The sequence below is a fragment of the Acetobacter aceti genome (genome assembly GCF_002005445.1).
GTDB lineage: Bacteria > Pseudomonadota > Alphaproteobacteria > Acetobacterales > Acetobacteraceae > Acetobacter > Acetobacter aceti_B.
Genome location: NZ_CP014692.1, coordinates 3,389,667 through 3,410,480 on the forward strand (window position 1 = coordinate 3,389,667; position 20,814 = coordinate 3,410,480).

The 20,814-nt window shown below is 51.7% G+C and carries 20 protein-coding genes and 2 pseudogenes; 9 read left to right on the forward strand and 13 right to left on the reverse strand.

The genetic code is table 11. The annotated features are described in order from the left end of the window. Positions 1-133 precede the first annotated feature (133 nt). A complete protein-coding gene (locus A0U92_RS17530) occupies positions 134-628 on the forward strand; it encodes a hypothetical protein (RefSeq protein WP_149026496.1) in 495 nt (164 codons plus the stop codon). A 77-nt stretch (positions 629-705) separates the two neighbouring features. Next, entirely contained in the window at positions 706-1,200 is a 495-nt protein-coding gene (locus A0U92_RS15535; RefSeq protein ID WP_077813920.1) for a hypothetical protein, read from the forward strand. Between the two features lie 12 nt (positions 1,201-1,212). Here A0U92_RS15535 and A0U92_RS15540 read toward each other — a convergent pair whose 3' ends face one another. From A0U92_RS15540 to A0U92_RS15550, 3 genes are all read right to left on the reverse strand, one after another. Next, on the reverse strand, positions 1,213-1,407 hold the full coding sequence (locus A0U92_RS15540) for a transposase domain-containing protein (protein WP_187668794.1): 195 nt from the start codon (positions 1,405-1,407) through the stop codon (positions 1,213-1,215). Then, positions 1,385-2,158 (reverse strand): hypothetical protein, encoded by a 774-nt coding sequence (locus A0U92_RS15545; RefSeq protein ID WP_149026497.1) that lies wholly within the window; start codon positions 2,156-2,158, stop codon positions 1,385-1,387. The genes A0U92_RS15540 and A0U92_RS15545 overlap by 23 nt, the downstream gene beginning before the upstream one ends. A gap of 512 nt (positions 2,159-2,670) precedes the next feature. Further along, positions 2,671-3,651 carry an HNH endonuclease gene (locus A0U92_RS15550; RefSeq protein ID WP_149026498.1) on the reverse strand — a complete coding sequence of 327 codons (981 nt, stop codon included), beginning with the start codon at positions 3,649-3,651 and terminating at the stop codon, positions 2,671-2,673. Between the two features lie 556 nt (positions 3,652-4,207). Here A0U92_RS15550 and A0U92_RS15555 point away from each other — a divergent pair. Next, the gene (locus tag A0U92_RS15555) at positions 4,208-4,795 is read left to right on the forward strand and encodes a hypothetical protein (RefSeq protein ID WP_077813924.1); all 588 of its coding nucleotides are present in this window, start codon (positions 4,208-4,210) and stop codon (positions 4,793-4,795) included. Between the two features lie 7 nt (positions 4,796-4,802). Here A0U92_RS15555 and A0U92_RS15560 read toward each other — a convergent pair. The 6 genes and pseudogenes from A0U92_RS15560 to A0U92_RS15585 form a co-directional block, all read right to left on the reverse strand. Continuing rightward, positions 4,803-5,039: pseudogene (locus A0U92_RS15560) on the reverse strand (SOS response-associated peptidase); the annotation flags it as partial. A gap of 157 nt (positions 5,040-5,196) precedes the next feature. Further along, positions 5,197-6,012 (reverse strand): annotated as a pseudogene (locus A0U92_RS15565) (ParB/RepB/Spo0J family partition protein); the annotation flags it as partial. 315 nt (positions 6,013-6,327) lie between these two features. Next, a complete protein-coding gene (locus A0U92_RS15570) occupies positions 6,328-6,879 on the reverse strand; it encodes a 3'-5' exonuclease (protein WP_077813925.1) in 552 nt (183 codons plus the stop codon). Positions 6,880-7,015: 136 nt separating this feature from the next. Beyond that, the gene (locus tag A0U92_RS15575) at positions 7,016-7,912 is read right to left on the reverse strand and encodes an AAA family ATPase (protein WP_077813926.1); all 897 of its coding nucleotides are present in this window, start codon (positions 7,910-7,912) and stop codon (positions 7,016-7,018) included. After that, positions 7,912-8,400, reverse strand: coding sequence for an HORMA-1 domain-containing protein (locus A0U92_RS15580; RefSeq protein WP_077813927.1), 489 nt, complete (start codon positions 8,398-8,400; stop codon positions 7,912-7,914). Before A0U92_RS15580 ends, A0U92_RS15575 begins: the two co-directional genes overlap by 1 nt. After that, the gene (locus tag A0U92_RS15585; RefSeq protein WP_077813928.1) at positions 8,397-9,341 is read right to left on the reverse strand and encodes a CBASS oligonucleotide cyclase; all 945 of its coding nucleotides are present in this window, start codon (positions 9,339-9,341) and stop codon (positions 8,397-8,399) included. The genes A0U92_RS15580 and A0U92_RS15585 overlap by 4 nt, the downstream gene beginning before the upstream one ends. A gap of 164 nt (positions 9,342-9,505) precedes the next feature. Here A0U92_RS15585 and A0U92_RS15590 point away from each other — a divergent pair, with 164 nt between their 5' ends. Continuing rightward, positions 9,506-10,399 (forward strand): BrxR family helix-turn-helix transcriptional regulator, encoded by an 894-nt coding sequence (locus A0U92_RS15590; protein ID WP_077814509.1) that lies wholly within the window; start codon positions 9,506-9,508, stop codon positions 10,397-10,399. Between the two features lie 56 nt (positions 10,400-10,455). Further along, on the forward strand, positions 10,456-11,967 hold the full coding sequence (locus tag A0U92_RS15595; RefSeq protein WP_077813929.1) for a phosphorylase family protein: 1,512 nt from the start codon (positions 10,456-10,458) through the stop codon (positions 11,965-11,967). Between the two features lie 141 nt (positions 11,968-12,108). Here A0U92_RS15595 and A0U92_RS15600 read toward each other — a convergent pair whose 3' ends face one another. Both A0U92_RS15600 and A0U92_RS17890 read right to left on the reverse strand, forming a co-directional pair. Beyond that, positions 12,109-12,549 carry a DUF4231 domain-containing protein gene (locus A0U92_RS15600; protein ID WP_077813930.1) on the reverse strand — a complete coding sequence of 147 codons (441 nt, stop codon included), beginning with the start codon at positions 12,547-12,549 and terminating at the stop codon, positions 12,109-12,111. A gap of 457 nt (positions 12,550-13,006) precedes the next feature. Further along, positions 13,007-13,327, reverse strand: coding sequence for a hypothetical protein (locus tag A0U92_RS17890; RefSeq protein WP_187668796.1), 321 nt, complete (start codon positions 13,325-13,327; stop codon positions 13,007-13,009). Between A0U92_RS17890 and A0U92_RS15615 the strand changes: the two genes are divergently transcribed. Then, positions 13,326-15,035, forward strand: a complete 1,710-nt coding sequence (locus A0U92_RS15615) for a recombinase family protein (protein WP_077813933.1) — start codon at positions 13,326-13,328, stop codon at positions 15,033-15,035. The two genes, A0U92_RS17890 and A0U92_RS15615, sit on opposite strands and share 2 nt — an antisense overlap. 263 nt (positions 15,036-15,298) lie before the next feature. On the opposite strand, the gene A0U92_RS15620 is transcribed toward A0U92_RS15615, so the two are convergent. After that, a complete protein-coding gene (locus tag A0U92_RS15620; RefSeq protein WP_077814510.1) occupies positions 15,299-15,967 on the reverse strand; it encodes an alpha/beta hydrolase in 669 nt (222 codons plus the stop codon). A 91-nt stretch (positions 15,968-16,058) separates the two neighbouring features. On the opposite strand from A0U92_RS15620, the gene A0U92_RS15625 reads away from it, so the two are divergent. After that, the gene (locus A0U92_RS15625) at positions 16,059-16,781 is read left to right on the forward strand and encodes a DsbA family oxidoreductase (protein WP_077813934.1); all 723 of its coding nucleotides are present in this window, start codon (positions 16,059-16,061) and stop codon (positions 16,779-16,781) included. Positions 16,782-16,812: 31 nt separating this feature from the next. Here A0U92_RS15625 and A0U92_RS15630 read toward each other — a convergent pair whose 3' ends face one another. Next, positions 16,813-17,211, reverse strand: coding sequence for an ArsR/SmtB family transcription factor (locus A0U92_RS15630; protein WP_233065946.1), 399 nt, complete (start codon positions 17,209-17,211; stop codon positions 16,813-16,815). A 302-nt stretch (positions 17,212-17,513) separates the two neighbouring features. On the opposite strand from A0U92_RS15630, the gene A0U92_RS15640 reads away from it, so the two are divergent. Together A0U92_RS15640 and A0U92_RS15645 are read left to right on the forward strand one after the other, a co-directional pair. After that, positions 17,514-18,797 (forward strand): hypothetical protein, encoded by a 1,284-nt coding sequence (locus tag A0U92_RS15640; RefSeq protein ID WP_149026499.1) that lies wholly within the window; start codon positions 17,514-17,516, stop codon positions 18,795-18,797. Next, a complete protein-coding gene (locus A0U92_RS15645; RefSeq protein WP_077813936.1) occupies positions 18,784-20,715 on the forward strand; it encodes a hypothetical protein in 1,932 nt (643 codons plus the stop codon). The genes A0U92_RS15640 and A0U92_RS15645 overlap by 14 nt, the downstream gene beginning before the upstream one ends. The last annotated feature ends 99 nt before the right edge of the window (positions 20,716-20,814 follow it).

The window sequence follows — 20,814 nt, forward strand, 5'->3', positions numbered from 1 at the left end:
TATTTCATATATTCATATAACCTGTATATAAAATTAGAAAATTAATGATTTATAGATGTGTTGGTGGGAATACTGAGCGAAAATTTACCATACCTTCAACTTGATGAATGTGGGTGTAATCGGGGAAAGTAAAATGATTGTTGATCTTTCGTCCACAATATCGGCGATGCAATTATCCATCCTGGATGGCTCGATAAAGCCCGAAGCCATCGCATCTTCAAGGGTTGGAGGGAACGTGACCAGTCTCGATGAGACGGGTGTAGCAACGGTGCTTGATTTTTCGTCAGAAGCGTCAAATGCCGTCTACAATAGCGGTCCAATTGTACTTCTGCCACATGGTAATGAATATCTTCCTTACCCTGCAGCCACCACAATTAACGGTATACCTGTATCGCAGATTAAAGGTGCCGTTAGTCTAGAGGATGGGCTGCAATATACCACAAGTTCTTCTTCATCTTCGATCTCTTTTTATACTGCAGCAGGCACCGTATCAGAAAGAAGTCAAACGTCAGCGTCATTTTCCCTTGGCGCAGATACAACAAACAACGAAGAGTCTCTCATCGCGAAGCTTTTTTCCAGTCCGACGAAGAGTGACAGCAACATTCCTTCAGAACAGCGTTCTGCCTAGATCGTGTGAACGGATTGATGAAAACGGACCTTTCGAGACATTCTCAAGTAACAGCATGCAAATAATGAGAGGTACAAATGTACATCGATATGTCAGGAGCGATCTCAGCGGCTGAATTATCCATCCAGGATGGCTCTTGGAAGCCCGAAGTCGCGGTGTCGAGCGCAGCGAATGCAAGCGTCAGCTCTGTCGACAGGACAGGAGCGGCGACACTGATTGACCTGTCATCCGAATCCTCAGATGCCATCTATCAGACTGATCCTGTTGTTCTTCTTCCTCAGGGGGATAAATATATTCCTGTAAGTGCGGGAGTTATCATAAATGGTATTCCTGCGTCACAGGTCAAAGGGGCGGTTACTTTCAAAGACGGTTTTCAATTAAGCATGACATCCTCATCCTCGTCATTCTCACTTTATACTGAGGCTGGTGCGGTCGCTGGAAGCAGTCAAACGTCAGCGTCATTTTCCCTTGGCGCAGATACAACAAACAACGAAGAGTCTCTCATCGCGAAGCTTTTTTCCAGTCCGACGAAGAGTAACAGCAACATTCATTCAGAACAGCTTCCTGCCTAACGCATTCTATCCTTACCGGACGGGCAGAAGCTCGTCGATACGGCTTGCGGAAAACCCCAAGACCATCGTTTCAAGGGTATTCCGCAAGCACTGAAACTGCTCAATCCCGTTGAATTTCGCCGTCTCGATCAGGGATGCAATGACAACCCTGTGACGCAGGACTTTGGCGCTGGAGCCCTGCTCCTCACAACATGAGTTCTGGCTCAAGCCGCTCTCGACAAAATCTGTCAAGCGTAGCTTCGCTTGGAGGACTGGCCTCTCGCTCGTCTAACACTGAGTTTGAGGTGTGCACGATTTGCTCAATATAAGCAGACTCATCTCCAAGTCGTTCAAACGGTTCATCTGCAAGAGAAGTGAAACCACAAATGCTCAAAACTGCGAGATTGGGGGATATCGTGCCGTGCCCGCCAAGGCTATAGGGTAGCTTCCGTTCATCGGGTGACACCCAAGACTTTATTGCCTCCCTAGCCTCAGCAACACCTGCCAGATTGGCGATTGTTTCAAGCTCGTCGCAAATCTCAATAAACCGATTGCGGAGCGTATCAAACGACAGTTGATTATAAGTAATATGGCCTCCCTCCTTGGCGATGACAGTCACTGGCCCGGGACTCTGGTCGAGCCAATCCTGATAATCAGAAATTTTTTCCGACTCATCGAGAATGACAACCGTAAATGGTATCTCAATTGGGGCAGGCATGAATTTGAGTGCACGCGGCGATTGACCGTACCATTCGATTGGAAGTTGTCCTGCGATCCGCCGCGCGATCCGGCTTGGCATTGACACAGGGGTCAGTTCGAAAATGTCAGTTGGAAAAGTATAGATGAAGCGCAGAAATCCGCTGTTTCTACACAATGAGAGAGAGAAACCTTGGAATGGAGTAGCCTCTTCCGGCTTCCAGTCGGGAACGCTTATGAGAAAGCGAATTTTCGGATCGATTTGAATTGTATCATCGGCCATGCAATTAATATGTGCCGACCAAATCATCGAGGCAAATGTTCTCGTCTGCGTCCACGGTTGCAAAAGGGTTTGAGATGAGAATGGGTACGGAAAGCAGATGTGAACCGCTGAAGTGGTCAATAGCTGCTCCTCGCGTCTCGCAACCTAAAAGCCGCCAGTCGCCTACCGGCCAAAAATATTACATTGGTCATGTCGGCTATTCGGAAAACGGTCTGGGCGGCTGTATGTCCGAGATGAGGGCGACTGCCGCCTGTCTGCTCTGTTTCCGCTGAGCTGGCGGGCAGATCAGGGGGGAGAACGGCCGGTCCGGTTTGGGGCACCCAGACAATATTTTCTGCCGTTCGTTCAGCTATGTGTAATGACCGCTGCGCGCCCAACCCGGTCATTCAACCAGTTTGGTCGAGATCCGGTAAGCGGACAGTCGTGCTAAGCTTTCGAACCAATTAAGATGCTGATATTATTTCGATTTACAACCATTGCGAAACTCCTGGTCAAAGAAACCTCTGAACTGATCAACCAGACTTGGCGTCGGCCTCTGGCTCATCGCGAGTAAAGTTCTCGAAGCCCATAGCGTATGGAACGGTTTCGCCTCTGACGACAGTACGACCGGTCAGATCAACTACCGCAACGGTGGTGTTGCCGTATTTGGCACGGTCAATGCTTCCTGGCACAGGGAAAGGGGGCAAATTCAGCTTCACTCCATTGATAGCGGCATCCTGTTTTGGCGATGGAAGAAAAACCTGAAACACCTCATTGCCGAATGACAGCACGAAGAAGGCGTATGGAACGCCGGTAACGTTTATACGGCGTCGGAATAACATAAGGACAGTAACATCATTGGGCATTGGTCCAGGTTGAAAGCTTCTAATTAGGGGGAATTCGTTCACCAACCCCTTGCTGTGATCAGCTTCCCGAATCCAGGTCATAGCTTCTATGAAGTTTGACAGTTCCTCGGACGGCATCACGGTCAAGCCGATCTTGACGAACGCCTTCAGCACTGCAACAGGTGTGTATGCATCCCGTGTGAGTTCGAAGGTGATCGTCTTGTTCGCCTCGTCAACGATCATCAACGGATCGTCTTCATACTGCTTGATGACGAAGCCAGTCGGCTCGTAATCAATGCGCCATCCGGGCTTTTCCCCCCTCTTTTTGATAGATGGCACGCCCTTTTTGCCACGAATGCGGTAAAGAGTCCGGCTGGGCTTGGACCAGTTGCCAAGGTCGTTTTCGATACCTTTCCCGAAAAAACTGTTACAGGCATCGCATTCATAGTAGCTGAAGAGGCTCTTGTTTCCGAGCGCTTCGGGAATGGCGTGTGCCTCGTCCTTGAACGTCGCATCCTGTTCACCTAGCCCACAAAACCGGCAAAGTCGTTCGTTCTTGTTGCCCAGAAAAATCTTGTCACTAGGCCGAAGGAACAACGGCTGTGCAGCGGCATAATGCTCGTCGTAGAAGGCAGCTGCCGCAATGAGGGCGGGATCGATATTTGTCATTCTCTCATTGTAAATCCGAAAGCACCCACAGAAAAGAGGCAACCCGACGGTGTAATGGTAGGCGCTGACATGTCCGCTTTTTGCCATTGTTGGCCTGAACGGGCCAATCCACTCCCGGCCAAAAATAATAGCGGGAGTTTGCCTTGCTCATGTCCGCTATTCGGAAAGCAGTCTGGGTGGCTGTATGTCTGACATGTAGGCGACTGCCGCCTGCCTGCTTAATTCTTGAAGCCGACAGACAGCTTGGGGGGAACAGACAGTTGGCTCTTGGGAAAAGAGGACGGAAAGCAACAGTTCGCAGCGGTGAACTCAAGCGACGTTTAGCGGCCTCATCATAGCGACAGGCGCGGTCGGCTCGACGATCATGGTGCGTTGATCAGCGACGGCGTTCCGGGCAGGTTAGTCGAAACGCAACCCAATAAAGGTTTCCATATGCCCGCCAACGAACTTCTCTTGACAATCGACTACAAGGAGCCCGTCGGGGCTGCCGTGTTGGGCGAACTGCTATCTGCTATCCGCTATCGGCAACGATTACCGGCGACTCTACGGGTGCGAGTTGATCGTCACCGAGATCCGCCAGGGTTCGATCATCGCAATATTGAAGGAGATCGCGGATAATGCAGATTCGATCAATCACCTGATTGACTTCCTAAAGAATATTGCAGGTATCAAAAACCTTCTCTTGGGTAGCAAGGGCAAGAAGGGTGCGCGATCTAAGACGACCAAGACAATAAGAGCCATTGCGAACACGGCACTAAAAACGGGCGGCGAAGTATACATCGAGCACGAGAGTGCAGATGGCGAGAAGCTCAAGGTGCACGTTAATCCGGGCGAGGCGCTGCTGATTGTTCAGCCGCCTCAAGGTCGCGCACGTTATGCAACGCCACGCATCATTTCGCACGCAACCAGCGAGGCCTCACCACATGACGGCTTCATCGCTGACCTTGCCCGTGTAGCATTCGAGTCCCCCGACACTGGGGATGACATGATCGGCGAAGATAGCAACCCACAACTCCAACTTCTACGTGAACTGATTGGCGCTATCCGCAGTCGTCCAGACGGTGAGCAGTGGATTGCTAAGATCGCGCGGGATCTGCGAGATCAAGGTCATAGTGTCGCGGCGCAAATGCTGGAAGGCTTGTAATGCTTCATCGATTATTGGTCACACCGCGATCCACCTTATGGCCTTTCAGGTAACCGGGCGGTGTCGGCATGCCCCAGCGCGCCATAACCAGTTCACGACCACCTTCCCCGTTCCGCACAATCGGCGCCATCGTGTTCGGATACATTTCGGGCAGCGGCTGGAGATTGCCCGTGCGATCCTCAAGGACTTTCGCAATCTCCCGGATCGCCTGCGGGTTCGAGGTCATGGAATAAAGATTGCACATCCGCGTTGCTCCCTTACGACCACATGCAGCGTAATCTGGCTGCCATATCGATCCTTACGGATTTCACGGCTTCCTGCCTTGCCTGCTCTTCCGGTTTCACGACAGGCCATGACACGGCCTGAAACAGGGGCAGCATGTCCCGGTCGATGAAGCGTGTGTGCAGTTTTTCCATGACCAGCCTGTCCAGAGTAGCCGGATCCTGCAGCCAGCCACCATCATCAGCCTCGAACAGGTCGCGCATGATGGGACCACCGGCTGCGAGATAGGCGTCCAGACCGACAAACCGCGCACGGGCGTCCGAGGCCCGCACCGTTTTTTCCGTCAGCATGCGGCGAATGACGTAGGGTTCACGATTATGGCTCTGGGCTACGATTTCCCAGACCTGTTCCTGCCGCGCGTGGTCGTCGCTGATGGAAAACGCCATCAACTGTTCCAGCCGCATCCCATCCTGTTCGTAGATCTCAAGCAGGCTGTCGGACACCGTCATCAGTCGCAGGCGCTGTTTGACCACGGTGGGTGCGACAAAGAACGCGGCGGCGATTTCCTCTTCGGACATGCCTTTTTCCAGCATGTCACGGAAGGCGCGAAACTGGTCCAGCGGGTGCAGGGCCATGCGCTGAACGTTCTCGGCCAGAGAGTCATCCTCGGCGAGAATGGCCGACCCGGCCTCGCGTACCACGCACGGCACCGGAGCCGTCTTCGCCAGTTTCTTCTGCTTCACCAGCAGTTCGAGGGCACGGAAGCGCCGTCCGCCAGCGGGTACTTCATAGCTGCCGGTTTCGACACCAGCATCATCAAGGACAGGGCGGACGTTCAGACTCTGCAGCAGCCCGCGGCGCTCGATGTCGCGGGCCAGTTCCTCGATCGACAGGCCGGATTTCACACGCCGCACGTTGGACTGGGAAAGCACCAGTCGGTTGAACGGAATGTCACGGGAGGAACTCAGGCTGATTTTGGGAATAGCGGTCGCCATGGCGAAACACTCCACGACGGGCGGACGGGAGACTCTCTCCCACCCTCTCAACCCGTCACGAAAACCCGCACAGCCCTCTGACTCCGACGGCTACATCTAGGCCAATCCGCATCCTTGCGGCAAAAATAAAGAATAATGGTGGCGAAGCAATGATTAGCTTTTGTAATATCACGTAGGATTTGAACAGACGCTATATGAGCATATCCTTTGAAACAGCATGCAACTGATAGAGACGATTTTTCTTCCGAAGAAATTTTCTTCTACAGCTCACTCCCCAGTGTTTTTTGAACGACAGAGCAAGCATCAATCCGCTTGCTAATTTTTAACGAATTTCTTACGAATCAATTCAAACAATTCAGCTTGGTAGATTGCATCATGCAAAGCATTATGATCGCCTAGACTCCGTGGTTTAACGATCTTCGCAATCTCACTTGAACGGGTCGATTTCCAAGTGCAATTGGTAGCTCCAAAATACATCGACTTAATATCAAGCGCAGAAATACCAAAAGGATTTCCACCAAGGAATTTATGAAAGTAGTAATTAATAAAGCTCCAATCAAAAGATGCATTAAAACCGACAAAAACAACGGTTTCTTCCGTCTCTGTCAGCGAATGAAGCCACACCTTAAGTTTTGTCATTGCTTCGATAGGCTCAATCCCCTCTTCCTGTAAATGTTCCAGTGACAAGCCCGTGACCTTTAGGGCTTCAGGAACAAATTCTTTAGAAATAGGTTTTAGGTAGCATGAAAAGTTCTTAGAAGGATTGGATGTTACGCACGCCCCTACAGATAACATACTATATTTTTCAGGTATCGGGCCTGATGCCTCAATATCAACTGAAACGAAAATTTCCTGCTGGCTTTTCATATACTCTCCGTTTGAAGTATGGTCTCACTTTAGCAAATCACCAGTCTCACACATGCTTAACGCTACGTGAGGGATATCGCCGGAATGATAAAAAACTGCTCTCGCCATCGTGAAAGTAATTTTCACAATGGCAACGTCATTTATCTTCCATGATCGGAGAAGGGTGCATAGCTAACGACGAGTCAAGGAGATCACTAAAGCTCAACGCGCGGTTGGGGAAAGCTTTGGCAAGAGCCGCTGGATAAAGGCGTGTTCGAATGTCCGAGTAAGTCCACGCGGGCTGGCCGCTCCGTTCACCTGTAGCTGCAACTAGCTCTGTGAGTTGTTTCTCCGTGAGCTTCATGCCAGCGAGATCCATATTGAAAAGAGCTTTACGTTCTGCGGCGTTTGGGCGGGTAAATTCCTCTACGATAGCAGCACGTCGACGAAGCGCTGCATCCAAAACAGACAACCGGTTAGTGCATAGAATGACCACTATACGGCCACCAAACTTACGTAATTCATCGACCCCTTGAATGAGGGTGTTTACGGCCACCTTATCTTCATGGTGGCTCTGGCTCTGAGAGCGCGAAGCGGCGATTGAATCGCCTTCATCGATAATAAGTATAGCACGACGGTTTTTTCCCGCTGCCTCAATTACTTCTGACCAGGCTTGGGTCAACAAAGTACCCATTTCACCGACTCTACCCGAACCACGGACGCGATTACTCAGTTTGAACAGAAGGGAATCTTCAGTGCGAGATTCACGAACAATACGGTTCGCAATACACTCAGCTGTCGCCGTCTTGCCTGTGCCCACATCGCCATAAAAAATTACGAGAGGATATTGATCAGAAACCAAGTCGCAGATCGGTAATACCGATTTGTGGTAATTGCTGCTCCATGCGGACAATTGGTTTTGATTCAACAATAGACGCAACTGGTTATGGATGCGCTCATAACGTCCTTCAAAACCGAGCAGAAGCTTTTCGCGCCCAGTCAGTTCTTGTACGGGGAGATCAATAACCGCATCAAATACGTTGCTTTTAATCATTAATTGTAATCCTTCCGTCGCATTCCGTAACCGTTGCTAGAATATTCACGACCATCACCTTCGGTAAGGTCGGCATGACTGATATCATCGTCCGAAGGTGTCCAAGAAATCTTCATTTTCCCGGCTAACTTTTGTTGTGCAGTCAGATCGTAACTGTTCTTATAGCTCAACGTAATCCGCAGCCAAGCTCCTTCAATTCGCGGCCAACGCGCATTACCCGGGCGGTCATTTGCCAGACCTCCTGACGCATCTACGTAGTATCTAGCTGCCTTATATTCATTTCCATTAGAGATAAGCGTCAGATCGACGAAATTCAGATAGTCATTCTTGGCCAGAAGTTCGATGTCATGAGCCCACTCTCGCGCGCGAGCCTCAGTGGTAGCACCACTACTTGAGGCTATCATCACCAGATCAGCGGTGATACGTCGAAGAACCGCCTCAACATCCGTAGTAGTATAGGTAGATGTCTGCGTAGTGGTATAACTCATGCTAACTCCTCCACTTTAAAACCTCGACCAAACAACTCTTTCCAGAGGTCAGAATCATCTTCTTCAGATGCAAAATGTGCGGTCTCCCAAGAATGATCTGCAATTCGAACGATTTCTTTTCGTTCATCCTCGGTAATGCAGCTTGCGACGTTATTCCGGTCACATACAGGATCGAGTATTATTACAGGATCGTAAAATTTCGGTACAGTTCCGTTTTCAGGAAACTTAATAAGCTCCTTGAGTTCAGAGTGAGCAATATAAAGCAGGAAGTCGCAGAAGCGCTTTTCCAGTGAACCTTCGCGTCCGTTCACTGCGAGAACATGAGCGAGAATAAGTTCAATGTGAAAGGATTTTAGTGGACACTCCATCTTAGTACGCCAACGCTTAGCCAAGCGGACGAGCGTACGAAAGTCCGGGTCCTGATCCTTACGATCCTTTACGAACCGAACTTGGCAAGGCGCACAAGTCTCCGTTTTTGATCCGTCAACACGGTCAAATTGCCAGCCATAACCTTCTTTATCTGGGTTCTCAATAACGGGAACAATGTCGACGTCCAGTCCAGTGCCAACAAAGCTTACCGTAGCTGCCTTTCGTTGAATCACAAAGTCTTCAACAGATTTTTGGGGGTATAGCTTAACTAGTGTTTCGTAGATTTTGTCACTTAGACTGGAGAACGTCTCTTCATCGACCTTTTGCCCGGTAATGTAGAATACAACATCTACATCAATCGCATCCTCAGAGGTTTTGCGGAGAATCGTGTGCTTGGCGAATGAGCCGGCCTTTACGACGCGTTTGATGATTATATTCTCTTGTTTTTTCAGGCTTTCACGCAGCGCAGCAATCAATCGATCAACCTGAGCGTTGTAAGTTTGACGCTTATCTCTCGGCAAGCGAAGCACATTGCTATCATAATACTTAATCTGCGTATTGGTGAGTGGCATCAGCCGTCCTCTTCGAAGAAGTTTGATACTGTTCCAATGCCTCTCCCCTCACGATACCCGCCGGGCAGATCCAAGGAAAATACGCTTGGCAGATCCATAGCGTATGATTATTATACGGACACTTTTTACGCGCGTCTATTTTTTATATGCTGTCGAGGTTCAAAATGGTAGATGATCCCAAATCAACGGGCGAGCAACCCACCAATACGATTCGACAAGGAGTCCGTTGGGGGCAGGAGCGGCGTTTGGAGTTTATCGACTATAGATTGCGATGGGATGGCCAAATAAATCGCAGCAGCTTGACTGATTTTTTCGGAATATCTGTACCACAGGCCTCGTTGGATATCACTGAATACTCGAAACTTTCTCCAGACAATCTGAAATATGATAAGCGCGCCCGAACATATCGGGCGACTTATTCTTATAGGCCAGTCTATCCGTCGAGTTCGACTGAGCGGTACCTTGAAGATTTAATCAGAGTAGCAGTTCAACCTGAGGTTCCATATGGAAGCTTTCTGGGGTGGCAACCACCTGTAGCTGCGGTACCACGGCTGGGACGTCGGCTTAATGCCGATGTGGTTGGAGAGATCATCCGCGCAATACGTGAAACGGGTTCCGTAGAGGTCATTTATCAGTCCATGACTGATCCGGAAGGCAGTGAGCGAAGACTGACACCTCATGCATTGGTGCATGACGGCAATCGCTGGCATACGAGAGCCTACTGCCATAAACGCAATCAATTTAGGGATTTTTCCCTGACCCGTATCAAACTCGCCCGATACGTAGGCCCGGACGAGGAGCGAGCCTCAAAGGATACTGATTGGAACAGCGTGGTCGATGTCATTCTCACGGCACATCCTGGTCTCAGCCCCGCGAAACGCCGTTTGATCGAGAGTGACTATTCTATTGAAAACGGGGAGATGCACATTAAGTGTCGTCAAGCGTTATTGTTCTATCTTCTGTTTCAACTCAATTTAACTAATGATCAAGCAGGTCAGAAGCCAGAGGTAATCCAATTATCCCTGAAAAATAGAGAAGAAATTAATTCCTTGCTATGATTTACATTACTGAAGATACGATAATATTTTGACATGCATCAAATGGTACAGGATCAATGCTAAATAATGAATTTGTTCTGGTCGCAGGCAGCATCTCTAAAAAGACAGAAAAGGTATATATAGATCGGGCTCACGATTTCGTTCGCGCGCTTACTAAGAGTATTCTCGACGCAAATGGGGGACTGGTGGTCTACCTTGCCGGGGAACCCCGCAACCAGAATAATGAGCCACTGACTTTCGACTGGACTGTCGCATATGAAGTCGAGAGATTGAAGGCTAATTATGCGGGGACACAGCAACTTAAAATTATAACATCTGATTTAGCGATGAACGAAAAGATGACGGAAGAGAAGCGCAGGCTGATCCGCAGCCTCAAAGCTCTTCACTACGCAGATGTCATCAAAGTGCATGATGATTTGGTGACTGGCGGCAATATAGGGGACGAGCAGGTAGACGTTGCAACCGCCATGATTGCACTGGGCGGAGGAAAGGGAGTTTCCGACCGGGCCCGAAAAATGTCCAAACGAAAATTACCTATCCTACCGTTCGACCTAAAGCTGGGAGGTTTCAGCAATGACGGCGCGGGAGCCCTTGGACTGCTAAAAACTTTTCAAGAAAACCCGTTATTAATGTTTCCAATCACGGGCGAACAGGTGAAAGGCGAACTGGATATCCTCTCACTTCAGGAGCCCATTTTCTGCATAGACGAGCTTGCCAAGCGGACAGTAAAAATTTTCCAAATAGAAAAGGAAGCCAAACAAATAGCGCAAAATCCAGATGTATTGATCTTGACCGCTCTGCCGATAGAACTCGCTGCAGCGAGGTTGGCTTTTGGGATCAAGGACTTCAGCCAGCCACGTGTGTCTCTCAATGGTATTCATTTTTGGTCTACGATCGTTACAAGACAAGACGGCCCTGTGTCCTGCGTTGTTGCATCCCTCGGAAGCGCTGGCAACGTGACTGCATCATCCATTACCAGTCAACTATTATCAGAACTCAAGCCAAAAACAGTTCTGATGATGGGGATCGCGGCAGGCATGCGTGGAAAAATGACTTTGGGTGAAGTTATTCTTTCCGAGAGAATTGTTTATTATGAGGGATCCGCTGCATTAGATGGAGGCATATTGGCTGCGCGCCCGGAAATCCATCGTCCAGGATTACTAACTCAGCAAGACCTCAACACTTACCTCGCAACTGCCTCTTTGTCAGAGCGCTTACAACAACAAGCAACTACCCTTGGCTTCGCAATACCAAAAGAATCTAATGCAGGTGAAGTTGCTGCCAGTCTCATGGTTTCGCCCGCAACGATTGCATCTGGTGAGTTATTGGTTCGTGATCCGAACTTTTTTTCAAGCCTTAGAACGTTACATGATAAAGTCTGCGTTGCTGAAATGGAAGCTTACGGAGTTATCGATGCCTGCCAGAAACAAGAGGTGCCTGCACTAATTATCCGAGGAATCAGCGATTTTGGAGACAGTTCAAAAGATAATACCTTCCACAAGGTAGCTTCTGAAGCCGCCGCGATCGTCGCTTTAGACTATGTGGTTTATGGTTGGCGTCGCACATAGGCCATCTGGATGAAAAATCATCTCCATAATTAGTTCATAATTATTAACTAAAATAATTAATATTATATATCGTTCATTACATTCTAACACTCTATCCAATCTTACTTTTCAAATTTACTGCATTTTGTATGATGGCCCGATTTAGCTATTTAGGGTGCCGTCATTAATTTTTCGCTTGTCTGGCGCCTTCTTTCCCTGGCCGCTAGCAAGCATATCAGGTTCAGGAACCAAGCCCTCCCATGAATCATGTACCCATCGTGCGATATGAGTTACTTTCCGCGCAAGCAGTTTATCCGGGTCCACCGAGTCAGAAAAATCCTGATCTTTAAAGTCATAGTTAGCCTTCTGTTCCTCCAACTCGCGCTGTGCGCGCCGATATAGTACCCATAAGCGCTGCGGTTTTCTGAGCTGCAGCCAACTGGTCAGACCACCCGCCATCACAGATAATAGCGATGGAACCACCTTTGCCCAAAACACTTGAGTTCCTAAGGTTACAAACAGAGGCGCAAGTAATGTGCATCCAATGATGGTAGAAAAACAAACTTGGGATTCTATCTTATTGTGGTTGGCCTTTTCTCGCATGCCTTTCCGCACTGAACTATAATAATCGTGTGCGGATTTAAACTCATCCTCAGGAACGGTAACGTCTTTTCGCCAGGCCACGTAAAACCTCTCAACAGATTACTAATAATTTTCTATTATCTTAGATTAGGCTATTCTACGACAGATAAAGAGCCTTATCCTCCAATTTCCGCTGATTAGCCTAACTGCTCCATACCCGCAGGTCTTGAAAATCCGTAATGCGCTTAATGTACCAGGGTCCTGACATTTGCACGAACTCCCTCACCGACGTCATGATGTCGTAACCGAGAGCGTCGCTTCCATGAGCGCGGGGGCGCAAGTGCCTTCGCTCACCCAACTGGACGGAATAATGGTATTCCCACATCGGCCATGATACTGCCCCCCATCTCGTGATGCCGCCAAACGCAAGTATTTGTACGACGCGCCTGTATCCGGGACTACCCATAACTACGATTCCTTACGCTAGAACACGCACAAGCGCGACGTTCCACAATGCGTATTTCCATTGAAATAACAGCCATCTGTCCGGATCGTGTGTCTGTTTTCCTTGCCATACGGTCGGAAGAGAGCGACGATGACGGACAGACCCATCCAGTCCCTTGCCCCGGCGTATCGACCGCCCGAGCCTGAGTTGCGGCTCGTCCTGCGCCCCGATGCCCCCGACCCTCGCCTTGTGGCGTTCGTCCGCCTCATGGCCCGTCGCGCGGCACGGGAGTGGTTCCGGTCTCAGCAACAGGAGCAGCGCCGCCGCTCCGGACCGTAAGGGATGCCTCGCCATGAAGGTCGCGCTCTACGCCCGCTATTCGTCCGATAACCAGCGTGACGCCTCGATCGCCGACCAGCTTCGCGTCTGCCGCACCCATGCGGAAAAACAGGGCTGGACCATCGTCGAGGAGTATACCGACCACGCCATCTCGGGTGCCTCCCTGATGCGGCCCGGCATCCAGGCGCTGATCGCGGATGCACAGCGCGGGCGCTTTGCGATCGTGCTGGCCGAGGCCATGGACCGCCTCTCCCGCGACCAGGAGGACATCGCCGGCGTCTTCAAGCGCATGAACTATGCCGGCGTGCGGATCGTCACCCTCTCCGAGGGCGAGGTCTCCCACCTCCATGTCGGCCTCAAGGGCACGATGAATGCCCTCTTCCTGAAAGATCTGGCCGAGAAAACCCATCGCGGCCTGCGGGGGCGTGTGGAACTGGGCAAGTCCGGCGGCGGCAACGCCTACGGCTATGACGTGGTGCGCAGGCTCGACGCCAATGGCGAGCCGATCCGGGGCGACCGGACCATCAATCCAGCAGAAGCCGAGGTGGTCCGTCGCATCTTCCGCGACTTCGCGGCAGGTCTGGGACCGCGCGCGATTGCCTTCCGTCTTAATGACGAAGGCATTTCAGCCCCAGGCAGCGGCGCCTGGGGCTTCTCGACCATCACCGGCAACCGCGCACGGGGCACCGGTATCCTCAATAATGAGATGTATGTGGGCAAGCTGGTCTGGAACCGCCAGCGCTTCATCAAGGATCCCGATACCGGCAAACGTCAGGCTCGGATGAACCTGGACTCCGAATGGGTGATCCAGGAGGTGCCAGAGCTTCGGATTGTAGACCAGGAGTTGTGGGACGCGGTCAAGGCGCGGCAGGCCAGCGTCAGCGCCAGCCGGGACACACGCGACACATCATCACCTGACCATTTCCGCGAGAAACGTCGGCCGCGCTATCTGTTTTCCGGCCTGAGCAAATGCGGCTGCTGTGGTGGCGGTTATTCGATGATCTCCGGCACCCTGCTCGGCTGCTCGACGGCGCGCAACAAGGGCACCTGTGATAACCGGACCAATATGCGTCGCGAGGAGCTGGAGCGGCGCGTGCTCGTTGCCCTGCGTCATCATCTCATGGATTCGGAGCTGTTCGCCGAGTTCTGCACGGCCTTCACCACCGAGATGAACCGGCTGCGCATGGAAGCGTCGGCCGACATCGGCGCATCAGAGGCGGAACTGAAGCGGGTCGAACGCGACATCCAGCGCCTGATGGACCTCTATCTTTCAGAAGCGATCTCGATCGAAACCGTCAAGGAGCGCGGCTCCAAGCTCGAAGCCCGCAAGGCGGAACTGACGGGCTTCCTCGCCACCGCCGAGGCGCCGCCTCCCCTGCTCCATCCCCAGATGGCGGAGTTCTACCACCGGCAACTCGCGCGCCTGCATGACATGCTGCATTCCGAACTGGACGAGAAACGCCAGGAGGCAGCCGAGGTGATCCGCTCGCTGATCGAGGCGATCATCCTGACGCCATCCGACAAGGGCCTCCAGATCGATGTCCGGGGCGATCTCGCCGGTATCCTGACGGTGGCGTCAGGCAGCGGACAAAAGAAAACCCCAGGCCGTTTCCGGACTGGGGCTGGTGATGCGTTCGCATCGCAAGTTCAGATGGTTGCGGGGGTAGGCAACCAACGATACTTGCGATTGGTTGATCACGAGATACCGCGCCTTACAGCATGACCCAACGACCATACCAAGATACGCAGCCACAACCCATTAGAATCTTTATTATAGACCAGCTGCTGCATATATCATCCTGTGTAACGGTCAATATATGAGGCAATGCATCATACCTAAGGCTACGCTGTTCTCTGAAGCCTCCGATTATTCGTCCGGGCCGATACCGAGCGGCATACCGTACATCACAAGGGGTGAACTTGGCCCATAGCGCGTTCTTCCGCTCGCGTGAAAATAATGCACAATCAAGCCACGGGGCTAGAGATTCAGAATACGAGACGCTCCATCAACCAGGCATTGAGATCGACGATCTCCTCACCAATGATCTCATGCCCCATCGGATAGGCATGCCAGGCAACATCATGCCCTTCGGCACGCAGCCAGTCCCGTGCGAGGCGGGCCGCTGCCAGCGGCACAACCGTGTCGCCCTCACCGTGTCCCAAAAAGACTGGCGTCGCGCGGTTCGCCTCCGTTGCCTCCTTTCCCGTCTGCCCGGCCAGCGGCAGATAGCCGGACAGACCGGCGATCCCAGCCAAGGGCAACGGGTAACGCACCCCGGTCATCAGCGACATCGCACAGCCCTGGGAAAACCCACCGATCACGATGCGCCGGGACGGGATACCGCGCGCGACTTCCTGATCGATCAGGCTCGCCAGATAGGCCTGGGCGTCACGTAACCCTGCCTCATCTTCCCGTAGAAGCAGGTCGGTCGCGAGAAGATCATACCACGCCGGCATGCGCTCACCACCACAGGCCGAAACCGGCCGGACGGGCGCGTTGGGAAAAATGAACCGGACCGCGCCGATGGAGCGCAGGTCGAGCGCCTGGGCAATGGGCGCCAGATCCCGGCCACTCGCACCCAGGCCGTGAATGAGGATGATCGACGCGACGGGATTTTTCCCGCTTTCGACCTCCAGCGCTTTCAGCGGCTTCATTCCCTGCTCCCCTTTCTCATCGACGTTCATGATGCTTGATGAAACTATGGTACGGGTATAATCGTACATTATCAAGCATGCGGAGGCTGTCATGAAACTCGAAATCTGGTCCGACTATGCCTGCCCCTACTGTTATATCGGCAAGCGGTTTCTCGAAGCCGCCCTGGCCGAATTCGAACATGCCCGCGAAATCGAGATCGTCTTCCGGGCCTTCGAACTCGATCCGACGTCAGGTCCGGCAGTGACCACCACAACACTCGACCGCATCATGCGGAAATACGGCAAGAGCCGGAGCGACGCCCAAGCCATGATCGACCACATCACATCCATGGGCGAGAGATGCGGTCTCGACATGCGTTATGCCTCGGTCCGCTACACCAAGACCTTCGACGCGCACCGGCTGACCAAATTCGCCGAACTGCACGAACGCGGCGCGGACATGACGGAGCGGCTGTTCCGGGCCTATTTCACCGACAATCTCCCCCTCGCCGACCATGATGTGCTTGTCGGCCTTGCGCAGGACGTCGGTCTTGATAGCGACGCCGTCCGCGCCATGCTGACGGGCACCAACTTCGCCGAAGATGTCAGGCGTGATGAAACCCGCGCGTCACAGGCGGGCGTTCATGGCGTGCCCTTCTTTGTCTTCGACGGTGTCTACGCATTTTCCGGCGCGCAGCCGAAAGCACAATTGCTGGCCGCCCTGCGCCAGTCATGGAACGACGCACGCAAAACGGTGTCCGACAATCCTACCACCGGCATGACCTGCGACAGCAAGGGATGCGCTATCCCGCCCTCCGGCACTGGGGCTCTCTGAGCAAAAACCGTCCCGCCGCTGTCTGTTCCCGTCAGGCAGGCGCGCCTTGGCGGGAGCGGTCGTATTCGGCGATCGTCTCCTGCGTCAGCGGATCGCTGACAAGCGGGCCGAGGATGGAGTCCAGCAGACCGGGAAAGCGACTGTCCAGATCCTCGCGCCGCAACTCAAGACGGTATTCCCGACCGATATGGCGCTGCCAGACCACACCGCTATCACGCAAGGCGCGCCAGTGATGGGTCATGGTGGATTTCGGAATCTGCGGCAGCACATCGCAGCAAGGATGTTCGCCCCCCACGGCGATCGTCCGTACCGCAGCCAGGCGGATGGGATTACCCAATGCCGTTAGCACGGCTTCGAGCCGGATATCCTCGCGTTTCGGATGGCGTGCGATCATGCGTGGATTGGTACGCGTATCATGGGAGCGGGTCAAGAAAACGCTGCTTCGAGCCCTTTTCATAAACCCGTTTCTCGATAAGGCTGGTCTTTAATTCGTATGTACGTCTATGTTCGTATCAATGAGACTCGTTCATGACGACCGGAGGCCGCCTTGCCACCCAATTTCCTACTCCCTACCCACAGACCAAAGCGGGCCGCCGCCGCATCACGCGCGGCCTGGCTGATTCTCGTTGCCCTGGTGCCGGGTCTCACAGGCTGCACAGTCGGCCCGACCTACAAGGCTCCCCTGCCACCAGACACCGCAACATTCGGCGAAACCCGATCGGAAACAGCTAGATGCCGATTTCTGCCGTCCTATGGACCATGTTTGAATTCGATGTACCATCCCGCCTGCTAAGAGATATCCGGCGCTTTGATCGTGACGACTTACTCGTTAAGCTTGCCGGGTTCTCGCTTGATCCAGCATTTCAAGACAATCATCTACGGGTCTTCACGCTAGTCCAGCTTACGATCGCTCGTGCGGCAGGTCAGAAGCGAGCTACCGTGAAAGATCTGACAGCAATGCTCAACATGTTGCTTGACCATGACAGTGGCCGCAAAGAGGATCCTTCAGAGGACGTATTTGCTGGAACAGTGACACATCCGGATCTAGGCGACTTACGGATTTTTTTCGGAAATTTCCCTGGCAGCGATTTTCATCTACAACGTATGCTCGACGCTTTTGTACAGAGTCATATTGCTACCAGAATTAATCTTTCCCCATGCTTAGCTCTATTACGGCTGAGTGAGGCGATTGCTGCTCGCTGCGGAACTGAACCAATTACCTTCAAAAGTGGCGAAATTTACCGCGAAAACTGGCTATCCGGATTGCCCGCACTAGTTGCGCTAGGTCGACAATCCTGTTTCAACAATACAGACCTCGTAGATCTTGCCATAGACCCCGCATCTCTGGAGCGGTTTATTCTCACAGAGCCCGAGGCATTGCTCGATCTTCGCTGCGGTGAAAATGAGATGATGGCACATCCACTCGTGCAAACGACGTTCGGACTTTGTCTCCCAGTACCATCCTTAGTTTCCCCTGCGATCCGCTTATTCCTTACACAAGAGATGCAGTATAATTACGAAATTGCGCGTGAGATCAAAGAGCATCTATACACTGCACTTTGGGGGCGTTGGCTTGTTTATGACTTTCCAAGCCGCAGTCATATACCGATTGATAATGAAATTATCATGTTAGATGCGCCATCTTTTAAGTTTTTTGGCGATTATGCTCACAGTATATTACGTTTTGACGAAGATAAGGCTGCGCACTTAATTTGGCTTGGACCAGACTGGTCGGATCCTCCCACTTACGCACTCCACAAAACTTTTAATGAACCTCCTAATTTTACCTTAAATTTTAATCGTTATATTGAGAAATGTATTGACCAGATAAAGACGCAATTCAATCGTGGGCTAACAATTGTTGTTTACGATTCCCCGGGCTGGAATGTCGATTTCTCCGTCAACATTCAGCGTAGGGACGACTGGTACATCGTGGGGATACCATCACACGCACTCGCCTTGCTTCTATCCGACGCACCCACTAAATCCACTTTCTGGACGCTTGCCGTGCTTTGAATTAGAGCTTTTCCCAGTACCAGACCTCATCGTCGATGCACCGCAACAGTTCGAACGACACTCGATTGAGGACTTACCCGCTGTCCTCCTTGTCATTCCGCCAAAATTCATGAAGGAAATGGCAACCCCGGACAATAAAGGGGAGGCGAATTTAGTCGATGAGATTGCTTTAAGCGCAATCAGCGCCAGCGGTGTCGAGGTAAGCGAAGCTGATCGCCGTGCTTGGGTCGACGCCGTTACCGCCGATCCAGCACTCAAAATGATGCACGTGACTTTGTCAGCCGACAAGGGCGTTGCTGTCGATCTTGTTGCCCAGCTTCCGAGCTTTCGACCGCTTTCAAAAGTCGATCTCACCGATACAGGCTTCAATGCGCGCGCGTTGGTCTCGCAAGATCAGATACACGAACAGTTTGTAATTACCGATCCCAACACAATTAAGACCCTTTTGTCCAAGATTGTGGACGCACGTTGGCAGCGCTGTCGCGCATTACTTTCCACTCTTGATCGTTCCCAAGTAATTATACTCGCTTATCGTCAGATCGAAGCTCTGCTGCACGAACGAGCAGAGGATGCTCGAGGCGCTCTTGCGAGGACGCGTTTCTATATTGCCTCGCAGGATTCGGGCTGGCTGCTCGGTAGAATTAGCAATAGAGACGCGGCGTACCGTTGTTATCGTACTATTGCAGAAATGGCGGTGTGTGAATGTCCATTCGTTGGGGGGCGCATTCCCGGTCTTACTGATATTGATGAGATATCCGCCGAGATATTTCATCTGGTCTCCAGCGCCGAGTATAGCGACGCTGTCAAGTATAAGCTAGTCCCGGGTCAACTTGAGTTTTTGCCAGATGGTTCGCTCGACACCGGCGATGACGGAGCACAGATTGCAATGCCGGCATATCTGCGGGCTTCGCTTCAGGAAATCGTCGATGTAGACGTCGAGAGCTATCCGGAGCATTTCATTGCTGAGTTTGATAGCGATAGCGAGGATATTTTTTTTGGTGCTTATGAAAACGAATTTGGTATTTCGGTATTCGATGCGGTGCAGATTTCTCTTGCGCTTCAGTCTATTTGCGTTGAACGCCGAGCACATGTTATCGATTTGCGACGAAGCGAGGTTCTTGCTTCAGCTGCCTTTATAGAGGCGTCAATAGATGACGATCAACTTGATCTCTTTCTTCAAGCATTTGGCCTCGCTACGCGGCCCGCTTGGGACGTCCCGCCCAAAAGCTTCAATGGTGCTGATATATGGCCTTGGTTGTTTGAGCGCCGCTTGTCGCTAATGGTCCGCCCAGTGCTTATAGTTGATACAAGTGATGATCCCTTACTGATTTATGGGGTCCGGCATCTCGAGTTTTCGGGCCAATACTCTGCTCATTTGCTTGAGGACGCGATATGGTCGCGTGAGCTTTTACGTTCAGAAATTGCAAAATCCTTCTATGATACTATCGTCGCAAAACGAGGCGATGACTTTGAAGCGGAGATCGTAAATCTTGCTCGTGCTGCTGGCTGGCACGTTATTCCAAAGCTCCAAATGAGGCGCCTTGGTGCACCGAAAGGCCTAGGGGAAATTGATGCTCTTGCAGTGCATCATGCAACAGGTATCTGGATGGTGATCGAATGTAAGTGGTGCGGGCAAGCACGAACTGCACGCGAAGTAATGAACTGGATGCAGGGATTTCATGGTAAAGGCGGGGACAAACTCGACCATCATTTACAGCGTGTGACGTGGATAAAAAATAATCTTGAGAAATCCGCCAAACAATTAAGCCTTGCATTGCCAACACGAGTAATAGGTCAGATCGTTTCAACGCAGCCGGTGCCCCTAGCCTTTGCACAGACTGTGCCGGCGGATGTCGGCACATTGACAAAACGCCAGTTCGTCGAGGCCCTCTGTATTTTATCTGGAACTGTAAGGTAATACACGGTTTCCGATCCAAACCCAATAAGATACGAATCAGTAAAAAGTTGGAGATCGTCCATATTATCGATCCGACCAATCAGGCTGAATGAAATGCTT